This window comes from Stappia sp. (genome assembly GCF_048261845.1).
Lineage (GTDB): Bacteria > Pseudomonadota > Alphaproteobacteria > Rhizobiales > Stappiaceae > Stappia.
Window position 1 is genome coordinate 72,162 of record NZ_JBLXFR010000013.1, and the last position, 17,356, is coordinate 89,517.

Below are 17,356 nucleotides of genomic sequence, written 5' to 3' on the forward strand. Positions count from 1 at the left end.
GGCAAGCGCTCGCGCTTCTCTCCCGCCGGGGATCAACCGGTTCCGGCTCTCCGGCTCCGCCCCCGGCCAGGGATGACGGCCGGGAGAAATGCCACCTTCCGAACCGGACAGGGCGGTTGACGACAGCCTCGGGGCGCAGGGCGATTGCCCGCCCCGCCAAATGCCCTCAGCCGAACGTGTCCTTGTACATGTCGCGCAGCACGTTCTTCTGGATCTTGCCCATCGTGTTGCGCGGCAGCTCGGGAAGCACGTGGACGCGCTTGGGCTGCTTGAACTTCGCCAGCTTGCTCGCGAGCGGCGCGATCACCGCGTCGGGATCGAGCGAGACGCCCTTGTGCGGCGCCACCACGGCGACGACGCCCTCGCCGAAATCCGCGTGCGGCACGCCGATGACGGCGCTTTCGGCAACGCCTTCGATCTCGTCGATCACCGCCTCGACCTCGGCCGGGTAGACGTTGAAGCCGCCGGTGATGATGAGGTCCTTCGACCGGCCGACGATGGCAACGTAGCCGCGATCATCGACAAGGCCCATGTCGCCGGTGATGAAGAAGCCGTCGGCGCGGAATTCGGAGGCGGTCTTTTCCGGCATCTGCCAGTAGCCCTTGAAGACGTTCGCTCCCCTCACCTCGATCACACCGACCTCGCCCTGCGCCAGCACCTTGCCGCTGTCGGGGTCGGCGATGCGCAGCTCCACGCCGGGCAGCGGATAGCCGACCGTCCCCGGACGGCGGTCGCCCTCATAGGGGTTGGACGTGTTCATGTTGGTCTCGGTCATGCCGTAGCGCTCGAGGATCGCGTGGCCGGTGCGGGCGCTGAAGGCCTTGTGCACCTCTGCCGACAGCGGCGCCGAGCCGGAGACGAAGAGCCGCATGTGGGCGGCTAGCTCCCGGGTGAAGTCGTCGGTGCCGAGAAGCCGCGCATAGAAGGTCGGCACGCCCATCATCGTGGTGGCGCGCGGCATCAGCCGCAACACGTCCGCAAGGTCGAATTTCGGCAGGAACAGCATCGACCCGCCGGCCAGCAGCGTCACGTTGGTGGCGACGAACAGCCCGTGCGTGTGGAAGATCGGCAGCGCGTGCAACAGCACGTCCTTGTCGGTGAACTTCCAGTAGTCGCACAGCACCCTTGCGTTGGAGGCGAGGTTCTCGTGGGAGAGCATGGCCCCCTTCGAGCGGCCCGTCGTGCCGGACGTGTAGAGGATGGCGGCCAGGTCGTCGGGCCCGCGCGCGATGTCGGAAAATGTCGTCGCGCACGCATCGACCCGTTCGCGCAGGCTCCCCCTGCCCTCGGCATCGAGCGTTTCCACCCTGGCGCCGACCTTTTCGGCAACGCCCTTCAGCGCCTCCATCCGTGCCGGATCGCAGACCAGCAGCGCCGGTTTCGCGTCGCCCACGAAATAGTCGATCTCCGCCGGGGTATAGGCGGTGTTGAGCGGCAGGAAGATGGCGCCGGCGCGCACCGTGCCGAGATAGAGCATCAGGGCTTCCGGCGATTTCTCCACCTGCACCGCGACGCGGTCGCCGGGGGCAACGCCCAGCGCGACAAGCGCGTTGGCGAAGGCGGCCGAGCGCCCGATGAGGCCGCCATAGGTCGTGACCTCGCCGGCCGGCGTCTCCAGGAAGGGCGCCGCTTCGTCGCGGACAGCCGAGAGGATCTGGGAAAAGAGATGGTTTTCTTGCGTCATGCGACGGGATCCGGTGTCTGTTTTTTCTGTTCGGGAACGGATTTCAGCAAGCGCGTGACACCGCTGGCGGCAGCCACCGCGCCATTCGCCGCGAAGGCTTCGTGGTTCTTCTCGATATCGCCGAGATCATAGAGATAGTTGACCATCAGCCCGTAGGACTGGCGCAGCCCGTTGCGCGAGGGGTCGGCGTTCCAGTTGACCCGCTCCAGCCGCGCGCCGTTGCCCAGATGAAAGCGGGCGACCGGATCGAGCGGCTTCTGGCCGCCGCGTTTTTCACGCATCAGGTAATGCGCGCAAAGCGCCCTGAGCGGCTCGCGCGCGGTCTCGGGCAACGGCTGGTCCGTGCCTGCCGCGAGCATCTCGCGCAATTCGTCGGAGACCAGCGCCGGCAGGGCCGGCTCGCCGCTTTTCAGCGCCGATGTCAGCCAGGAGCGGAAGCCGGGCACCGGCGACAGCGTCACGAAGGTTTTCAGGTTGGGCAGGTCGCGGCGCAATTCCTCCACCACCTGCTTGATCAGGAAGTTGCCGAAGGAGATGCCGCGCAGGCCCTCCTGGCAGTTGGAGATCGAATAGAAGACGGCCGTGCCCGCCTCGACGGCGGCAAGCTCGTCCCTGTCCTCCGCCAGGATCGGCGGGATCGCGCCGGGGATGTCCCGGGTCAGCGCCACCTCGACGAAGATCAGCGGATCGTCGACCAGCGCCGGATGGAAAAAGGCATAGAGCCTGCGGTCGGCCAGGTCGATGCGCCGGCGCAGGTCGTTCCAGTCGCTGATTTCGTGCACCGCCTCGTAGCGGATGATGCGCTCCAGGATCACCGCCGGCGTCGACCAGTCGATGCGCCGCATGACCAGGAAGCCCCGGTTGAACCAGGACGAGAACAGGTGCTCGAAGTCGCGGTCGACCTCGCGCAGGGCCGGATTGGCGCGCAGCGCGTCGATCAGGTCCTTGCGCATCCTGACGAGCGCCGAGGTGCCGCCGGGCGCCAGGTTCAGCCGGCGGATCAGCTCCTGCCGGCGCGGTTCGGAGACCGCGTGCAGGTGGCGCAGGCGCGCATCGTCGCCGGGTGCCTCGATCACTGCCCGGGCTGCCGCTTCCACCTTGCCGCCGTCGGCGCCGAAGCGCTCGTGCAGCTCCTGGAAAAACGCCACCCGCTCCTCCATCGACAGTGCCGCATAGCTGGCGAGCACGTCCCGGGCGAGCGCCACGCCGGACGCCTCGCCGCGCCCTGAAAGCAGCGCCTCGCACAGCTCCCCCAGCGCCCGGCCGCTGGGGTTGCGCTCGCGGCGCAGGTCGAGCAGGTGCCGTCCCTGTTCCGCGATCGAGGCAAGGAGGTCGTTGAAGAAGCTGCTGCGGTTCATAAGGCGGGTCCCATCAACAGGTTCGGCAGCCAGAGCGCGATCTCCGGCACCAGGCACAGGAGCACGATCCCCGCGACCATGCAGCCGACATAGGGGAGCGAGCCGCGCAGGATCTCGCCGAGCGTGATGTTCGGCGCGATCCCGTTGATCACGTAGAGATTTAAGCCCACGGGCGGCGTGATCAAGCCGATTTCCATGTTGATGGTGAGGATGACCGCGAACCAGTACGGGTCGAAGCCCGCCTGGATGATGATCGGCAAAAGGATCGGCGCGGTCATCAGGATCACGGCGACCGGCGGCAGGAAGAAGCCGGCGAACAGCAGGAAGGCGTTGATGATCGCCATCAGCACCCATTTGTTCACGTCCAGCGCCGCGATCCACTCGGCGATGGTCTGGGTGATGAACAGGGACGAGAGCGCGAAGGAGAACAGTTCCGAGGCGCCGATGATCATCATGATCATCACGCTTTCCTTCAGCGTGTCGCGGAACAGCGAACTGTAGAGCGACAGCTTCCAGAGGCGGTAGATCAGGGCGACGAAGATCAGGCAGAACAACGCGCCGACGCCGGCCGCCTCCGACGGCGTCGCGACGCCGCCATAGAGCACGTAGAGAATGGCCAGGATGATGCCGAGGAAGGGCAGCACCCGGGGCAGCACCTCCAGCCGCTCCTTGAACGAGAAGCGCCGGCCAAGCGCGTCGAGGCCGATGCCCCGGCGATGGCAGTCGTAGATCGTCCAGGCCATGAACAGCGCCGTCAGCATGGCGCCGGGCAGCAGGCCGGCGAGGAACAGGCGGCCGATCGAGGTTTCCGTGGCGATGCCGTAGACGATCATGGTGATCGACGGCGGGATGAGAATGCCGAGCGTACCGCCGGCGGCGATGGAGCCGGCGGCAATCTCGTTCGGGTAGCCGCGCTTGGTCATCTCCGGGATGCCCATCTTGCCGATCGCCGCGCAGGTCGCGGGCGAGGAGCCGGACAGGGCCGCGAAGATCGAGCAGGCGCCGAGATTGGACAGCACGAGGCCGCCGGGCACCCGGTTCAGCCAGCGGTCGAGCGCCTCGTAGAGGTCCTTGCCGGCGGGCGAGGAGGACACCGCCGCGCCCATCAGGATGAACATGGGGATCGACACCAGGCCGAAGGAGGCAAGGCCGCCGAAGAATGTCTCGCCGAGGATCGACACGCTGCCCCAGCCATCGGCAAGGATGAGCGCGACGATGGAGACGAGGCCGAGCGCGAAGGCGATGGGCGTACCGATGGCAAGCAGGCCAAGCAACCCGACAAGGACGCCGGCGCCCCAGAGCATGGGCGTCATTTCGCGCCTCCATGGATCTTCATGATTTCCGCGATGTACTGGAGCACCATCATGCCGACGCCGACAGGCAGCGGCAGCAGGGGGATCCATAGCGGAATGGCCCAGACGGTGCTGGTGCGCCAGCCGAAGGACCAGGCCTCGTGGAAATAGACCCATCCCGACCAGGCAAGCAGCGCGCAGAAGGCGATGCCGACGAGGCCGGACAGGGTTTCCAGCAACCGGCGGACCGGCGGCGAGGCGCGCAGCTGGAACAGGTCGACATTGACGTGCCCCTTGTGCAGCAGCACGTAGGGCGAACCGAGAAATGTCGCCGCGACCAGCGCGTAGATCACGTATTCGGTCTGCCAGACAGTCGAGCCGTTGAGGAAGTAACGCACGATCACCATGTGGGTGACGACGAGCGCGGCCGTGCCGGTCAGCACCATCGCGACAACGCCGAGCGCCCGCGACACGGCCGAGACCGCTGAAATGTAGAGGGACATCTGTCTTCGTTCCGGTTTCGGCCAGCGGGCGGAAAGCCGCCATCGGCGGGCCTGCCCCTTGCAGGCGGGGCCTGTCCTGAATATCGGTCGCATCCGGAGGACGCCGGCCGGAAACCGGCCGGCGTCCGGTCAGGTCCGGATCAGTCGACGGCAAGCGCCTTGGCGATCAGCTCCTCGCCGCCGGGAACGTTTTCGGCGAAGTTCTTGTAGGAGGTCTCCTTGGCGATCGCGAGCCAGGCGTCATAGTTCTCCGGGGTCATCTCGACGACCTCGACGCCGGCGCCCTTGAAGGCCTCGGCCATCTTGGCGTCGAGACCCTTGGCCTCACCGGCGAAATACTCCTCGGCCACCTTGCCGGCCGCCATCATCGCGTCCTGCTGCTCCTTGGACAGCTTGTCCCAGCTGCGCTTCGACATCAGGATCGGCTCATACATGAACCACAGCGCGTTGGCGCCCGGCGCCGTCAGGCAGGTGGTCTGCTCGTAGAGGCGGTAGGAGACGAAAGAGCCGGACGAGGTGTTGGCGGCATCCAGCACGCCGGTCTGCAGGCCGGTGTAGATTTCCGAGGACGGCATCGAGGAGATCGAGGCACCGGCGCCGACAAGCATCTGCTCGAAGGCCGGGCCGGCTGCACGGGTCACCTGGCCCTGCATGGTCTCCGGCGAGGTGATGCACTGCTTCTTGGAGGCGAAGCCGCCGGCAAGCCAGGCATCGGCGATCACCACGACGCCCGCATCGTTCACGATCTTCTTGATGTCGTCCATGAAGGGCGAGGTGTTGAGGCGGGCGGCGCGGTCGTGGTTGCGCACGAGACCCGGCATCAGTGTCGCAGAGAACTGCGGATGGCGACCCGACGCATAGTCGAGCGGGAAGGCGGAGATGTCGAGCTGGCCCTTGGTCATGGCGCCCCACTGCTCGTTCGCCTTGAACAGCGACTGGCCCGGATAGACCTTGACCTCGACCCCGACATTGGCCTTGGCGACCTCGCGTGCGAGAATCTGGACCATCTCGTCGCGCACGTCGCCCTTGCCGCCCGGCCACTGGTGCGAGGCCTTGAGAACGACATCCGCCGCATGGGCTGCCGGCACGGCGATGGCAAGCGCGGTTGTGAGGCCGAGAGCGGCCTTCGTCAGTTTCTTGAACATGTCTTTCCTCCCACTGCCGATCGGCGTTCTTCGCGGCCGCCGGCTTGCGTGTCCTCATGACGGCATGACGACCGGCCCCCCGCCGGCGGTTATCCGTCTGGGCACAGGCAAGCATCGGACTGCATCCAAGTCAACGGTTTTTGTATACAAGAGCAATCCGCTTGCATAAAGTCACGGTCATGGACGCATCGAATCCTTCACACAAACCGGCGGCCCGCGCCGCCCAGGCCCTGCGGGAAACGCTGGAATACGACATTGCCGTCGGCCTTTATCCGCCCGGCACGCGGCTCGACGAGGTCTCGCTGGCGACGCGCTTCCAGGTGTCGCGGACGCCGATCCGCGAGGCGTTGATCGAGCTGTCGGCCTCGGGTCTTGTCGAGATCCGGCCCCGGCGCGGCGCCTTCGTTCGCGAGATCGGCATCCCGCGCCTGATCGAGATGTTCGAGGTGATGGCGGAGCTGGAGGCGATGTGCGCAAGGCTTGCCTGCCGGCGCATGACGGCGGCCGAGCACCAGGCCCTGCGGACGGCGCACGAGGCCTGCGAAAGCGCGGCGGCCGCCGGCGAGCCGGACGCCTATTTCCGCGCCAACGAGATCTTTCACGACACGATCTACAGGGGCAGCGGCAACAGCTTCCTTGCCGAGCAGGCGCGCTCCCTGCAGAACAGGCTGAAGCCCTACCGGCGCCTGCAGCTTCGGGTGCGCAACCGGATGGGCGGCTCGCTCGCCGAGCACCAGCAGATCGTCGACGCGATCCTGGCCGGCGACGACCGCAAGGCGGAAAGCGCCCTGCGCTCCCACATCCTCATCCAGGGCGAGCGGTTCAACGATTTCGTCGCCTCGCTCAGCACGGTGGGCGAGCCGGCGCGCAGCCGCGCCGGCTAGGGTGTGAACCCATAATTCCGGTGACAAACGGCATGAGCGAACGGCATGAGCGAACGGGCCGGCACAAGTATCAGCCCGGGCCCCGGGGCGTCCCCTGCCTACGCGCCAAGCCTGTCGGCAAGGTCGAGCAGGTCCCTGCACGTGTAATCCCACCCCTCCCGGGAGCCCTCGCTGCCGGCCTTTGACGGGTCCGCGGCGCCAGTCCGGGCGACATGGGCGGTCTTCAGCCCGCAAGTCCGCGCCGCCTCCAGGTCGTAGTCATGGGCCGCCACCAGCATCGCGTTCCCGGGCCGGACGCCGAGCAGTTCACACGCCCCCAGATAGGCCCGTGGCACGGGCTTGTAGGTCCGGGCAATGTCGGCGCCGACAACCGCGTCCCATGACAGGCCGTTGTGTCTTGAGACATTCACCAGCAGCCGGGTATGTCCGTCGGACAGCGGCGCGACAATGAAGCGCGACCGCAGGCGGGACAGTCCCTCAGCCAGATCCGGCCAGGCCTTCAGCCGGTGCCAGGCGAGATTGAGCTCCTCGAGCTCCCCGGGAGGAAAGGCCGCCGGGGCCAGCCCGAACTGCCCGAGGGTGGCCTCGAGGTTTTCCCTGTTCACCTGGTCGAGCGGGACGAACGGCCGCTCGCCCGTCCGGACCGGCTCCACCGAGGCGTCGTAGCGGCCGACCCACGCATCGGCAAAGGCGGCAGGGTCGATGTCGCCGCGCCCGTTGCGTTCGAGGAACGCGTGCGTTTCGGCGGCGATGCTGCCGCGCCAGTCGACCATCGTGCCCAGGACGTCAAAGAACAGCACGTCGATATTGCTCACGCTTTCCTCCATGCATGCGGGATCGTGGCCGCCCCCGGCGAAAGGCCTTGCCTGGTGCAACCGGGATGAAGCCCGTGCCCCTTTGCCGGTTTTCGCTTATGTTGTGAACCGATGGTCCACCGACTTCCACCTTCAGGAACTAACAGGTTCATCCAGGTGTGTAAGGCCGGAAAACCTAACTCTGCATAAGCCAGGAATTATGATGATGGATCGGCAACTCCCTCCCCTTCGCCTGTTGTCGGCGTTCGAAGCCGTCGTGCGGGCGGGCGGCGTTCAGAATGCGGCGGCACGGCTCAATGTCACCCAGCCGGCCGTCAGCCAGGCGTTGCGGGGCCTTGAGGACCACATCGGGACCCGGCTTCTCGACCGCAGCAAGCGTCCGGCCGCCCTGACCGAGGCCGGCCGGATCCTGCTTCACGCGGTGTCAGACGGGCTCGACCAGATCGAGAGCGCGATCGGGCGAATCAGGGTCCTGGAGCAGGAAAGACGGAACGTCGTGACGATCGCCTGCACTGTCTGCACCGGGCTGTACTGGCTGATGCCGCGTCTGGCGGCGTTCTACGCCCGGCACCCGGAGATTGTCGTGCAGGTGGTGCCGACCTCCGGCGTGCCGCGCTTCGCGGCCGACACCGACCTCCTGATCCGCTATGGCGCGGGCGACTGGCCGGACGGCAGCTGCGAACGGCTGTTCGGCGAGCGGCTCGTCCCCGTCTGCAGCCCCGGCATCGCCGAGCGTCTCGGTGCGGGCAACTTCGCCGACGCCACCCTTCTTCACGTGGAGACGGGCGAGGACCTGTCGCCGGGCTGGGACGACTATTTTCACGCGACCGGCCTGCCGCATGACCGGCAGGGGGATATTTCCTTCGACAATCACGTACAGGCGACCCAGGCGGCGCTGGCCGGCATGGGCGTGATGCTGGGGTGGATTGCCAACACCGCCGACCTCGTGCGGGAGGGCCGGCTGGTGGTGTTTTGCGACCGGAGCATCATTCCCGGCGGCGCCTATTTCCTGATGAGGCCGCCGCACATGCCGGGAAGCAAGAGCCAAACAAGCTCGGGCCAAACAATCAAGGGCCGGACACGCCGGCCGCGGCCCTGCTGGCGTCTCACCTCAAGACAGGTTGAGACGCCGGAAAGCCCTCAGGAGGTCTTGGGCGCCTTCGACAGGACGACCACCTTGGTGTGGGTCGGCACCCGCTCGAACAGGTCGAGAATGTCCTGGTTCCACATGCGGATGCAGCCGGACGAGACGCTGCGGCCGATGCTGTTCGGCTCCTTGGTGCCGTGGATGCGGTACAGCGTGTCGACGCTGCCCTGCCACAGGTCGAGGGCGCGCGCGCCGAGCGGGTTCTGCGGGCCGCGCGGATAGCCGTCCTTCCAATATTTCTCCAGCCCCGGGTTGCGGGCGATCATCTCGCGCGGAGGGCGCCAGAGCGGCCACACCCGCTTGACCCGCACCTTGGCATCGCCCGACCAGGCAAATCCCGCCTTGCCGACGCCGATGCCGTAGCGCAGCGCCTTGCCGCCCGGCAGCGTCCAGTAGAGAAACTTCGAATACGGATCGACGATGATCGTGCCGGCCCCGTGGCGGCTGTCATAGTCGACGACCTGGCGCCAGTACTTGCGGTCGAAATTCTTGTAGGGAATCGCGGGAACCTTGAAATCGTAGTCCGTCAGCGCCGCATAGGCGGAGGCGTAGTCGAAGTCCTCGCCCGGCAGCGGCGGCGTGTTGGGAGCAGCTCCCGTCAGCGCCGCGCCGGTGGTGCCGACGCCCGAACTCTGGCAGGCGGCAAGAAGCAGCGGCGCACCGACGATGAGGGCGCGGCGGCTCAGCAAGAAGGACCCTTTGGCGGAACGTGTCGGTTCCATGTCTGGAATGCTCCCGGTCGACGGGTGGAAAACCCGTCCCTCTTACCTGATCGGGACCTTGAGCGCGAGTGCAGCCGCGCAACGCCTTCGAAGGAACTTGCTCCCAAGCCCTTCACAAACGCGCGAACAGCCGGCCGACACCCCTTTCCTGCATGATTTTCCCTGTTTTTCTTGATTTGCCGCGCACAATCGCGGAAGGCATAGGCCACGCGGCGGCTCACGTGCACCGCGCCCGGTCGCAACCACGATGCAAGAGATGAAACCGATGTCATCCGCCCCGCCGCAGCTTCGCGGCAATCTCAAGTCCGCCGTGGCTGAAATCATCGCGTTGCGCATTCTCGACGGCACCTATCCGCCGGCAACGACCCTGCCGACCGAGGCCGAGCTGCTCGGCGATCTCGGCGTCAGCCGCACCTGCCTGCGCGAGGCGTTGCAGATGCTGGTCGGCAAGGGGCTGATCACCTCCCGGCCGAAACACGGCACCAGCGTGCGCCCGGCCGTCCACTGGAACTATCTCGACGACCAGATGCTGTCGTGGCGGCGCAAGGTGGTGCCGCAGACGCAGCTGCTGGCCGAACTGGTCGGCATCCGCGAGCTGGTCGAACCGGAGGCCGCCGCCCTCGCCGCGCTGAACGCCACCGAGGCCGAGATCGGTGCCATGCGCGAGGCGCTGGAGGCCATGGGCATCGCCGACGGCAACCGCACGCCGGCAACGCTCGATGCCGATGTGCGCTTCCACCGGCTGCTGCTGGCGGCCAGCGGCAACGCGCTGATGTCCGGGCTCGGGGCCTGTCTCGAGCACGCCCTGCGCGCCTCGATCCTGATCACCTCGGACCCGAAGGTCAGCGATCCGATCGCGCTCGGCCAGCATGCCGGCGTGCTCGACGCGGTCGCCGCCCGCGATCCCGAACGGGCCCGCGCCGAAATGCGCAAGCTGATGGCAATGACGCGCGCGCTGCTCGTCAATGCCGGTGCCCTCGACTGACGAACTCCCGACTGACGAACTCCCGGCCGACAGGTCTTCGGACCGGGCGGATCCGGGCCAACGCGGCGCTCGACGGGCACCACGCTGACCTGATACCAACACCCGGCGCGGCGGCGCGGGCTCCCCCGGGGTGCCCGTGCCGCCGGCCCGCGACTTTCGAACACGAGCCCCCACGCGAGACTTCATGGCCCCTCCCCTTCTGCATCTTCGCGACATCGCGCTCACCTTTGGCGGCACGCCGCTGCTCACCTCGGCCGAATTGCAGGTCGGCGAGGGCGAGCGCATCGGCCTTGTCGGGCGCAACGGCTCGGGCAAGTCGACCCTGCTGAAGATCGCCGCCGGCCTTGTCGAGGCCGATGCCGGCGAGCGCTTCGTCCAGCCGGGCCGCACCATCCGCTATCTGCCGCAGGAGCCGGACCTCACCGGCTTTGCCACCGTGCTCGACTATGCCAGCGGCGGCCTTGCGCCGGGCGACGAGCCCTACCGCGCGCAATACCTGCTCGACGTGCTCGGCCTGCGCGGCGACGAGGACCCGGCGACGCTGTCCGGCGGCGAGAAGCGGCGCGCCGCCCTTGCCCGCACGCTGGCGCCCGAGCCCGACATCCTGCTTCTCGACGAGCCGACCAACCATCTCGACCTGCCGGCCATCGAATGGCTGGAAAGCGAGCTCTCCTCGATGAAGTCGGCCCTCGTCCTGATCAGCCATGACCGCCGCTTCCTGGCCGACCTCACCCGCGCCACCGTGTGGATCGACCGGGGCGTCGGCCGCCGCCACGACCGGGGCTTTGCCCATTTCGAGGCCTGGCGCGACGAGGTGTTCGAGCAGGAGGAACGCGACCAGCAGAAACTCGCGCAGAAGATCAAGCGCGAGGAGCACTGGATGACCTATGGCGTCACCGCCAGGCGCAAGCGCAACATGCGCCGGGTGCGCGAGCTTGCCGACCTGCGCGCCCAGAAAAAGGCGCATCGCGGGCCGCAGGGCAATGTGCGCATGACCGTCGGCGAGACGGAGGTTTCCGGCAAGCGGGTGATCGAGGCGCAAGCCATCTCCAAGGATTTCGGCCCCGGCCCGGTGGTCGACACATTCTCCACCCGCATCCTGCGCGGCGACCGGGTCGCCCTTGTCGGTGCCAATGGCGCGGGCAAGACGACCCTCCTGAAGATGCTGACCGGCGCACTCGAGCCCGACAGCGGCACGGTCATCCTCGGCTCCGGCCTTACCATGGTCACCATGGACCAGTCGCGCGAGGCGCTGAAGAAGGATGAGACCGTCTCGGAAATCCTCACCGGCGGCGGCGGCGACCAGGTGATGCTGAGCGACGGGCCCCGCCATGTCGTCTCCTACATGAAGGACTTCCTGTTCTCCCCCGAACAGGCGCGCACGCCCGTTTCCGCCCTGTCGGGGGGCGAGCGCGGCCGGCTGCTGCTCGCCCGGGCCCTCGCCCGCGCCTCGAACCTTCTGGTCCTCGACGAGCCGACCAACGATCTCGACCTTGAAACCCTCGATCTCCTGCAAGAAATGCTCGCCGATTATCCCGGCACCGTTCTCCTCGTCAGCCACGACCGCGACTTCCTCGACCGGGTGGCGACCTCCGTCGTCTTCGCCGAGGGCAAGGGCGTGTGGCGCGAATATGCCGGCGGCTATTCCGACATGATCGCCCAGCGGGGCGCGGGCGTTGCCGCGCGCAAGTCCGTCACCGAAGGCGGCGGCAGGGCGAAAGCCTCCGACGACAAGTCCGGTGGGAACAGCTCCGCCAACGACAAGACGGGCGGCGGCAAGGCGGGCGGCGCAAAAGCGGGAGCGGGAGCGGAGAAGGCTTCCGGAGACGGGGCGAAGAAGAAGTCAAAACTCACCTTCTCGCAGCAGCACCAGCTGAAGAGCCTGCCGAAGGAGATCGAAAAACTCGGCGCCGAGATCGGCAAGCTGCAGGGCGAGCTGGAAGACCCGAACCTTTATGCCCGCGAGCCCAAGCGCTTCGACACGCTGATGGCCAAACTCTCCGACCTCCAGACAAAACTCGCCACCGCCGAAGAGACCTGGCTGGAACTGGAAATGCTGGCGGAGGAAGGGTGAGGGGTTTGCTCGGCGACTGGTGCGAGGCGATACGGCATGGCTCCTCGCCAGCAATACCAAAAGGCCGCATCGACACCGAGACATAAGATCTACTGACAACAAGAACAAAACAGGCTTGAATGAAACTCGAAACTCGCGCTGCTTAAAACCGCGCTTCCCAGCGCGGAACTGTCAGATGATTATCTGTGTCTGTACAAACTTGCCTTGCTTGATACGCCCACCCGCTCTTGCAGTGGACTCTACAACTCCAGAGGAGATCTAGCGCCTCAGATCGAGGTCCGACCAATCGACATACATGGAGATTGACTAAAAATCGCATGTTTTTGATCTGCGTCTATCCCCACTAAGATAATTTAAGGTTGCACGATCATGGCCATGAATCCGGTTATTAAAGCACAGCTTAGCGAATTTCGAAAAGCGAACCCTTCAGAAGTGGGAAGTGACAGTGATCTTTTTGAAGTCATGTCAATTTTTGCCGTAGAAAATGGATTGCTGACTGAGAACATAGATCCATTTCGTGTTCACCTAAAGGGCACTGAATTTGGCATTGATGGAATTGCTATACTTGTTCAAGGCACTCTTTGCACAGATGCTGACGAAGCAGCATCAATACTCTCTGTTGGCAAACAACACACTGGCGCCTTCCACTTCTTTCAGTCAAAAACATCGATCAACATAGATTACGGCGATGTATCTAAATTTCTTGACGGAGTTTATGATTTTTTTACAGATTTAAATCTCCTATCTGGAGATCAAATAATTGATCTAGTTGAAGCAAAGAACATAATATTTGAATCTGCCACCAAATACAATCCTTCATTACGCTGCTACTACTGCACAACCGGATCTAGCGAAGCTCCTGATGCAATTAGGAAGCTAATTGAAAGCAATAAAGCGCGTTTTGAAGCCTTAAACATATTTGGAGAGATTATCATCGAATGTATTGGAGCAAAGGCGATCCAAGAGGGTTTTCGCGCCGCCACAAATTCCACGGAGGCAACTCTAAATTTTCCCAAAGCAGTCACCATGCCAGAGCACGAGAAGGTCGATGAAGCTTTTATCGGCTTTGTTTCGGCAGACCAGATATTGGGAATTGCTTGGGCCCCCGCTGACCCAGATGGTGTGCGTCATATCAATCGCTCCGTATTTTATGATAATGTGCGCGACTTCAATCCGAACTCAGATATTAACAATTCAATAATAAACGAAATATCGTCCGGAAATTACTCCTCATTTGTCTTTAAAAACAATGGAATTACAGTCGTATCAAAAACTATAAGTCGAAAAGGAGATTCTTTTACAATTGAAGACTATCAGATCGTCAACGGATGCCAGACTACAAATATCCTTGCCTGTGTACCGGACCACGCGCACGAGATTTTTGTTCCACTTCGTCTCATCGGAAGCAAAGACCCAGATTTCGTATCTAGTATCATCATTGGAACGAATAAGCAAAACAAGGTACGCGATGATCAGTTCTGGGCCTTACTGCCCTTCATGAAAGACCTGGAGGTCTATTGCTCGGCACAAGAGGGAGATGCACGAATACTCGTGGAGAGGCGGGACAATCAATATCGTGATGTTGCCGTAGAGCGAACAAGAATAATGAAGCCATCTGACCTGATGAAAGTGGCCGCAGCAATGTTCTTCTTTCAACCACACAGGGCGGCGCGGGATCACAGGGGTATTAGACAAGAGTTTTCAGATAGAATATTTATGGAAAATCATAGCGTAGAACTATATCATGTTGCCGCCCTGGCGCTGTACAAATTTGACTACTTAATCAGAACAGGGAAAGTTGACAGGTCCTGGGCGATTTATAGATATTACGTTCTATTTTCACTGATTAGGGAGCACTGGAAGACGCCAGATATATTGGACGCGCACAGAAAAAAACAGAATATTGTTCACCAAGAAGTATTAAATACTATTTTAGATAACGAGATTTTCACAAAAAAAATCGAGAGTGTATCTAAGTTTTTCGACAATATTATTGGTTTGCACGGAGAAAAAAACAGGGAGCAAAAACGAGACTTCATTAGATCTGGAACAATATCAGGTCTTTTTGTAAGTGAATACTTTCTGAAATAGTATTAAATTTTCTATCAAAATCGAGGATATTTTTGCTTTGAACACGCAATACAAAGACCACCACCCTTCCGGCTCGACTTTTGTTGCCTTCATCCCGGTGATTTGGCGGTCGATTTCCTCAAGCTTCGGCAACATCCCGTCGTAGGTACACGAGTGATGCTTGCTGTTGCACTTCCTTCAATCTGGCCGAACTGTCAGGTCGTTGCTAGCGCAGGACATCCATTCCCCCTACACCATCATCCCCACCACCAGCCAGATATAGAGCGGCATGGGGGCGGCGCCCCAGAGCAGGGCCCAGGGCCAGATCCGGCCCCAGCGGCTGCGCGGCGGCATTGCCTGCGTCGCCCCGCCCGGGTAGGCGGACACGGCAAGTCCCACACCCCCGTTGATGCCGGTGCCCGCCGGATTGCCCGCCCGCATCCCGCCACCTGCCTGCGCCCCCTGCCCTCTCTGCATGGCCCTCTCCGCCGTCATGCCGCCGCCCGCTGCCGCGTTTGCCCGTCCGTTTCCATGTCCGTTCATGCCACGCTCCCCGCGATGTTCCAGAGGGTCAGGACGGTGACGGCCAGAATGCCGGCGCCAAACCCGTATTTGGCGGCCGAGAACAGCGCCCGGCCGGTCGCATCGAGAACCGGCACGCGGCCCTCCGCGCGGTCCTCGCGCAGGCCCAGCGTCAGCGCGCCCAGATAAATGGCGAAGAAGAGCCCCGTTCCGACCTCGGCGAGGATGACGACAGCGGCGATGCTCATGGCCTCTCTCCGGTGTTGAGGGGCGGCAGGCCGGAAATGGCGAATTCCAGGCTCTGGGCGATGCGCCGTGCCCGCTCCATGAAATAGGGGACCGCCTCCGGGTGCGGCGCGGTGTCCTTCAGCACCTGTTCGAAAAGGCCGAGCCAGACGCCGAAATGCCAGGGTTGCAGGTCGCTCAGCTTGGTGTGCGCCGGCACGGGCTTGCCCGAATAGCGGCCGGCATTCATCGCCACCGAGGCCCAGAAATCCTTCATCTTGGCCAGATGCGGCTCCCAGTTGTCGCCGATCTCCTTGTCAAAGATCGGCCCGAGCAGCGCATGGGCGCGGATCCGCTCATAGAAGGTCTCGACCAGCAGCGAGATATAGGCATCGTCAATGCCGAGCCGCGCCGCCTCCCGCTGAATTTCCTCGCGGCGCTCGGCCGCGCTCCTGACCCTGATCGTCGTCATGCCGCGTCTCCGGTGAGAATGTGCCTGAGGCCGCTGTTGCCGGCCACAAGGTCGTCGATGCTGTAGCCGTCGAGCACCGCGAAGAAGGCCTCGCGGGCCGCGTGCAGGGCGTGTTTCAGCTGGCAGGAGGGCGTGATCCGGCAGGTGCCGTTGCCGCCCGGGAAACAGTCGACCAGCGCGATACCGTCCTCAAGGTGACGGACGACGCCGCCAACGCTGATCCGTTTCGCCGGAAGCGCCAGCCGCAAGCCGCCGCCGCGCCCGCGCACCGCCTCGACCAGCCCGGCCCGCACCAGCGCCTGCGCGACCTTCATCAGGTGGTTCTTCGAGATCCGGTAGCTCTCGGCCACATCGGCGATGGTGGCGAGCTCGTCCTCTCGCAGCAAGGCCAGATGCATCAGCATGCGCAGGGCGTAGTCGGTCTGGAGCGTCAGCCGCATCGGTCTGTCCATAAAAGATGTATATTGAATACCTCTTTTCGGAGTGAGGGCACAAGATCAAACATGCATCTCATATGCATGTTTGATGCGGCGTGCCGTCGCAGGGCTTTTGACGGCCCGGCGGGTTGGACGGCGGGTGGCTTAAAAGGCGCTGTCCTGAAGCAGCACCTTGCCGTCGGCCATGAGCCGCAGCGGGGCAGCCGCGCCGCCCGCGCTCACCGCGACGACGAGGCGGACCCGGTCGCGCGGCATGCGCTCGATGTCGAGCCCCTGCCCCTCCGGCACGAAGAAGGCGTCGAGCCCGTAGTCGACGGCAAGCCGCTGCCCTCCCCGGTGGCCGCGCACCCGGCCCCGGATCGCCAGCCGCCCGTCGTCTGGTGCAGCATCCAACAGCGCCACGGCGCGGTGGATGCCTTCCCCGTCCGCCTCGAGCACGGTCCAGACGGGGTCGTCCTGGTGGACGCGGTCCGCGAGGTCGCCGGCCTCGACCACGTTGATCTGCGGGTTGAGGATCACGTAGTCGCCGCGCAAGAGGTCGCGCGGGTCGATGGGGGCGAGCGCCAGCGTCACCTCGCTGCCCGTCGCGTGCACGTGCAGCCGTTCGGCCAGCGGCAGGGCGACCAGCGCCAGCTGGATCAGCGCGACGAGGCCCCATTTCAGCCAGGGGGAGCGGAGCCAGGGGGAGCGGAGCGCGGCACTCATGTGTTTTCTCCCGCGCCGCTTTCCGCCCGCTGACGGCGAATCCGGCGCGCGGCGACGATGGCGACAGTGACCAGAACGATGCCGGCGACAAGGAAGAACACCGACTGGCCGAGCAGCGAGCCGACCGTGACATAGAGCAGGAAGAACAGCGCTGCGGCGATGCCGACATTGCCGGCAAGGCTCCAGCTTCCCCGCTCCGTGGCCGAGCCGGCGGCGCTGATCGCGACAAGCGCCGCCAGCGCGAGGGCGGCGAGGAGCACGCCCTGTTCCGGCGCCAGCAGGAAGGCCAGCGGGCAGGCGAGCGACAGGGCAACGG

General features: G+C 64.2%; 16 protein-coding genes and 2 pseudogenes. 5 read left to right on the forward strand and 13 right to left on the reverse strand.

Annotation, left to right across the window (positions count from 1 at the left end):
- Positions 1-166: 166 nt before the first annotated feature.
- The 5 genes from ACN0T5_RS07950 to dctP form a co-directional block, all read right to left on the reverse strand.
- On the reverse strand, positions 167-1,684 hold the full coding sequence (locus ACN0T5_RS07950; RefSeq protein ID WP_417768082.1) for a malonate--CoA ligase: 1,518 nt from the start codon (positions 1,682-1,684) through the stop codon (positions 167-169).
- Positions 1,681-3,042, reverse strand: a complete 1,362-nt coding sequence (locus ACN0T5_RS07955; protein ID WP_417768083.1) for a malonyl-CoA decarboxylase — start codon at positions 3,040-3,042, stop codon at positions 1,681-1,683. Before ACN0T5_RS07955 ends, ACN0T5_RS07950 begins: the two co-directional genes overlap by 4 nt.
- Positions 3,039-4,355, reverse strand: coding sequence for a TRAP transporter large permease (locus ACN0T5_RS07960; RefSeq protein ID WP_417768084.1), 1,317 nt, complete (start codon positions 4,353-4,355; stop codon positions 3,039-3,041). Before ACN0T5_RS07960 ends, ACN0T5_RS07955 begins: the two co-directional genes overlap by 4 nt.
- The gene (locus ACN0T5_RS07965; RefSeq protein WP_417768085.1) at positions 4,352-4,837 is read right to left on the reverse strand and encodes a TRAP transporter small permease subunit; all 486 of its coding nucleotides are present in this window, start codon (positions 4,835-4,837) and stop codon (positions 4,352-4,354) included. The genes ACN0T5_RS07960 and ACN0T5_RS07965 overlap by 4 nt, the downstream gene beginning before the upstream one ends.
- A gap of 140 nt (positions 4,838-4,977) precedes the next feature.
- Positions 4,978-5,982: a TRAP transporter substrate-binding protein DctP gene (gene dctP / locus ACN0T5_RS07970; RefSeq protein ID WP_417768086.1), complete on the reverse strand. Its 1,005-nt coding sequence runs from the start codon at positions 5,980-5,982 to the stop codon at positions 4,978-4,980.
- A 179-nt stretch (positions 5,983-6,161) separates the two neighbouring features.
- Between dctP and ACN0T5_RS07975 the strand changes: the two genes are divergently transcribed.
- Positions 6,162-6,866, forward strand: coding sequence for a GntR family transcriptional regulator (locus tag ACN0T5_RS07975; RefSeq protein WP_417768087.1), 705 nt, complete (start codon positions 6,162-6,164; stop codon positions 6,864-6,866).
- A gap of 98 nt (positions 6,867-6,964) precedes the next feature.
- On the opposite strand, the gene ACN0T5_RS07980 is transcribed toward ACN0T5_RS07975, so the two are convergent.
- On the reverse strand, positions 6,965-7,681 hold the full coding sequence (locus ACN0T5_RS07980; protein ID WP_417768088.1) for a haloacid dehalogenase type II: 717 nt from the start codon (positions 7,679-7,681) through the stop codon (positions 6,965-6,967).
- A gap of 205 nt (positions 7,682-7,886) precedes the next feature.
- Between ACN0T5_RS07980 and ACN0T5_RS07985 the strand changes: the two are divergent.
- Positions 7,887-8,699, forward strand: a pseudogene (locus ACN0T5_RS07985) (LysR substrate-binding domain-containing protein); the annotation flags it as partial.
- 122 nt (positions 8,700-8,821) lie between these two features.
- Here the strand turns inward: ACN0T5_RS07985 and ACN0T5_RS07990 are convergent.
- On the reverse strand, positions 8,822-9,550 hold the full coding sequence (locus ACN0T5_RS07990) for a L,D-transpeptidase (RefSeq protein ID WP_417768089.1): 729 nt from the start codon (positions 9,548-9,550) through the stop codon (positions 8,822-8,824).
- Positions 9,551-9,815: 265 nt separating this feature from the next.
- On the opposite strand from ACN0T5_RS07990, the gene ACN0T5_RS07995 reads away from it, so the two are divergent.
- From ACN0T5_RS07995 to ACN0T5_RS08005, 3 genes are all read left to right on the forward strand, one after another.
- Positions 9,816-10,535 (forward strand): FadR/GntR family transcriptional regulator, encoded by a 720-nt coding sequence (locus ACN0T5_RS07995; RefSeq protein WP_417768090.1) that lies wholly within the window; start codon positions 9,816-9,818, stop codon positions 10,533-10,535.
- A gap of 184 nt (positions 10,536-10,719) precedes the next feature.
- Positions 10,720-12,609 (forward strand): ABC-F family ATP-binding cassette domain-containing protein, encoded by a 1,890-nt coding sequence (locus ACN0T5_RS08000; RefSeq protein ID WP_417768091.1) that lies wholly within the window; start codon positions 10,720-10,722, stop codon positions 12,607-12,609.
- A gap of 369 nt (positions 12,610-12,978) precedes the next feature.
- Entirely contained in the window at positions 12,979-14,700 is a 1,722-nt protein-coding gene (locus ACN0T5_RS08005; protein ID WP_417768092.1) for an AIPR family protein, read from the forward strand.
- Between the two features lie 228 nt (positions 14,701-14,928).
- On the opposite strand, the gene ACN0T5_RS08010 is transcribed toward ACN0T5_RS08005, so the two are convergent.
- The 6 genes and pseudogenes from ACN0T5_RS08010 to ACN0T5_RS08035 form a co-directional block, all read right to left on the reverse strand.
- Positions 14,929-15,222: a hypothetical protein gene (locus tag ACN0T5_RS08010; protein WP_417768093.1), complete on the reverse strand. Its 294-nt coding sequence runs from the start codon at positions 15,220-15,222 to the stop codon at positions 14,929-14,931.
- Complete coding sequence (locus ACN0T5_RS08015) at positions 15,219-15,449, reverse strand: hypothetical protein (RefSeq protein WP_417768094.1); 231 nt, start codon at positions 15,447-15,449, stop codon at positions 15,219-15,221. The genes ACN0T5_RS08010 and ACN0T5_RS08015 overlap by 4 nt, the downstream gene beginning before the upstream one ends.
- Positions 15,446-15,898 (reverse strand): group III truncated hemoglobin, encoded by a 453-nt coding sequence (locus ACN0T5_RS08020; RefSeq protein WP_417768095.1) that lies wholly within the window; start codon positions 15,896-15,898, stop codon positions 15,446-15,448. Before ACN0T5_RS08020 ends, ACN0T5_RS08015 begins: the two co-directional genes overlap by 4 nt.
- A complete protein-coding gene (locus tag ACN0T5_RS08025; RefSeq protein ID WP_417768096.1) occupies positions 15,895-16,338 on the reverse strand; it encodes an RrF2 family transcriptional regulator in 444 nt (147 codons plus the stop codon). The genes ACN0T5_RS08020 and ACN0T5_RS08025 overlap by 4 nt, the downstream gene beginning before the upstream one ends.
- A 141-nt stretch (positions 16,339-16,479) precedes the next feature.
- On the reverse strand, positions 16,480-17,040 hold the full coding sequence (locus tag ACN0T5_RS08030; RefSeq protein ID WP_417768097.1) for a GDYXXLXY domain-containing protein: 561 nt from the start codon (positions 17,038-17,040) through the stop codon (positions 16,480-16,482).
- Positions 17,037-17,356, reverse strand: a pseudogene (locus ACN0T5_RS08035) (DUF2157 domain-containing protein); the annotation flags it as partial. The pseudogene ACN0T5_RS08035 and the gene ACN0T5_RS08030, both read right to left, overlap by 4 nt.

What these genes read in the sequence shown, in the direction of transcription:
- ACN0T5_RS07950 (WP_417768082.1), bottom strand. Translation starts at nt 1,684, where the DNA reads ATGACGCAAGAAAACCATCTCTTTTCCCAGATCCTCTCGGCTGTCCGC.
- ACN0T5_RS07955 (WP_417768083.1), bottom strand. Translation starts at nt 3,042, where the DNA reads ATGAACCGCAGCAGCTTCTTCAACGACCTCCTTGCCTCGATCGCGGAA.
- ACN0T5_RS07960 (WP_417768084.1), bottom strand. Translation starts at nt 4,355, where the DNA reads ATGACGCCCATGCTCTGGGGCGCCGGCGTCCTTGTCGGGTTGCTTGGC.
- ACN0T5_RS07965 (WP_417768085.1), bottom strand. Translation starts at nt 4,837, where the DNA reads ATGTCCCTCTACATTTCAGCGGTCTCGGCCGTGTCGCGGGCGCTCGGC.
- dctP (WP_417768086.1), bottom strand. Translation starts at nt 5,982, where the DNA reads ATGTTCAAGAAACTGACGAAGGCCGCTCTCGGCCTCACAACCGCGCTT.
- ACN0T5_RS07975 (WP_417768087.1), top strand. Translation starts at nt 6,162, where the DNA reads ATGGACGCATCGAATCCTTCACACAAACCGGCGGCCCGCGCCGCCCAG.
- ACN0T5_RS07990 (WP_417768089.1), bottom strand. Translation starts at nt 9,550, where the DNA reads ATGGAACCGACACGTTCCGCCAAAGGGTCCTTCTTGCTGAGCCGCCGC.
- ACN0T5_RS07995 (WP_417768090.1), top strand. Translation starts at nt 9,816, where the DNA reads ATGTCATCCGCCCCGCCGCAGCTTCGCGGCAATCTCAAGTCCGCCGTG.
- ACN0T5_RS08000 (WP_417768091.1), top strand. Translation starts at nt 10,720, where the DNA reads ATGGCCCCTCCCCTTCTGCATCTTCGCGACATCGCGCTCACCTTTGGC.
- ACN0T5_RS08005 (WP_417768092.1), top strand. Translation starts at nt 12,979, where the DNA reads ATGGCCATGAATCCGGTTATTAAAGCACAGCTTAGCGAATTTCGAAAA.
- ACN0T5_RS08010 (WP_417768093.1), bottom strand. Translation starts at nt 15,222, where the DNA reads ATGAACGGACATGGAAACGGACGGGCAAACGCGGCAGCGGGCGGCGGC.
- ACN0T5_RS08015 (WP_417768094.1), bottom strand. Translation starts at nt 15,449, where the DNA reads ATGAGCATCGCCGCTGTCGTCATCCTCGCCGAGGTCGGAACGGGGCTC.
- ACN0T5_RS08020 (WP_417768095.1), bottom strand. Translation starts at nt 15,898, where the DNA reads ATGACGACGATCAGGGTCAGGAGCGCGGCCGAGCGCCGCGAGGAAATT.
- ACN0T5_RS08025 (WP_417768096.1), bottom strand. Translation starts at nt 16,338, where the DNA reads ATGCGGCTGACGCTCCAGACCGACTACGCCCTGCGCATGCTGATGCAT.
- ACN0T5_RS08030 (WP_417768097.1), bottom strand. Translation starts at nt 17,040, where the DNA reads ATGAGTGCCGCGCTCCGCTCCCCCTGGCTCCGCTCCCCCTGGCTGAAA.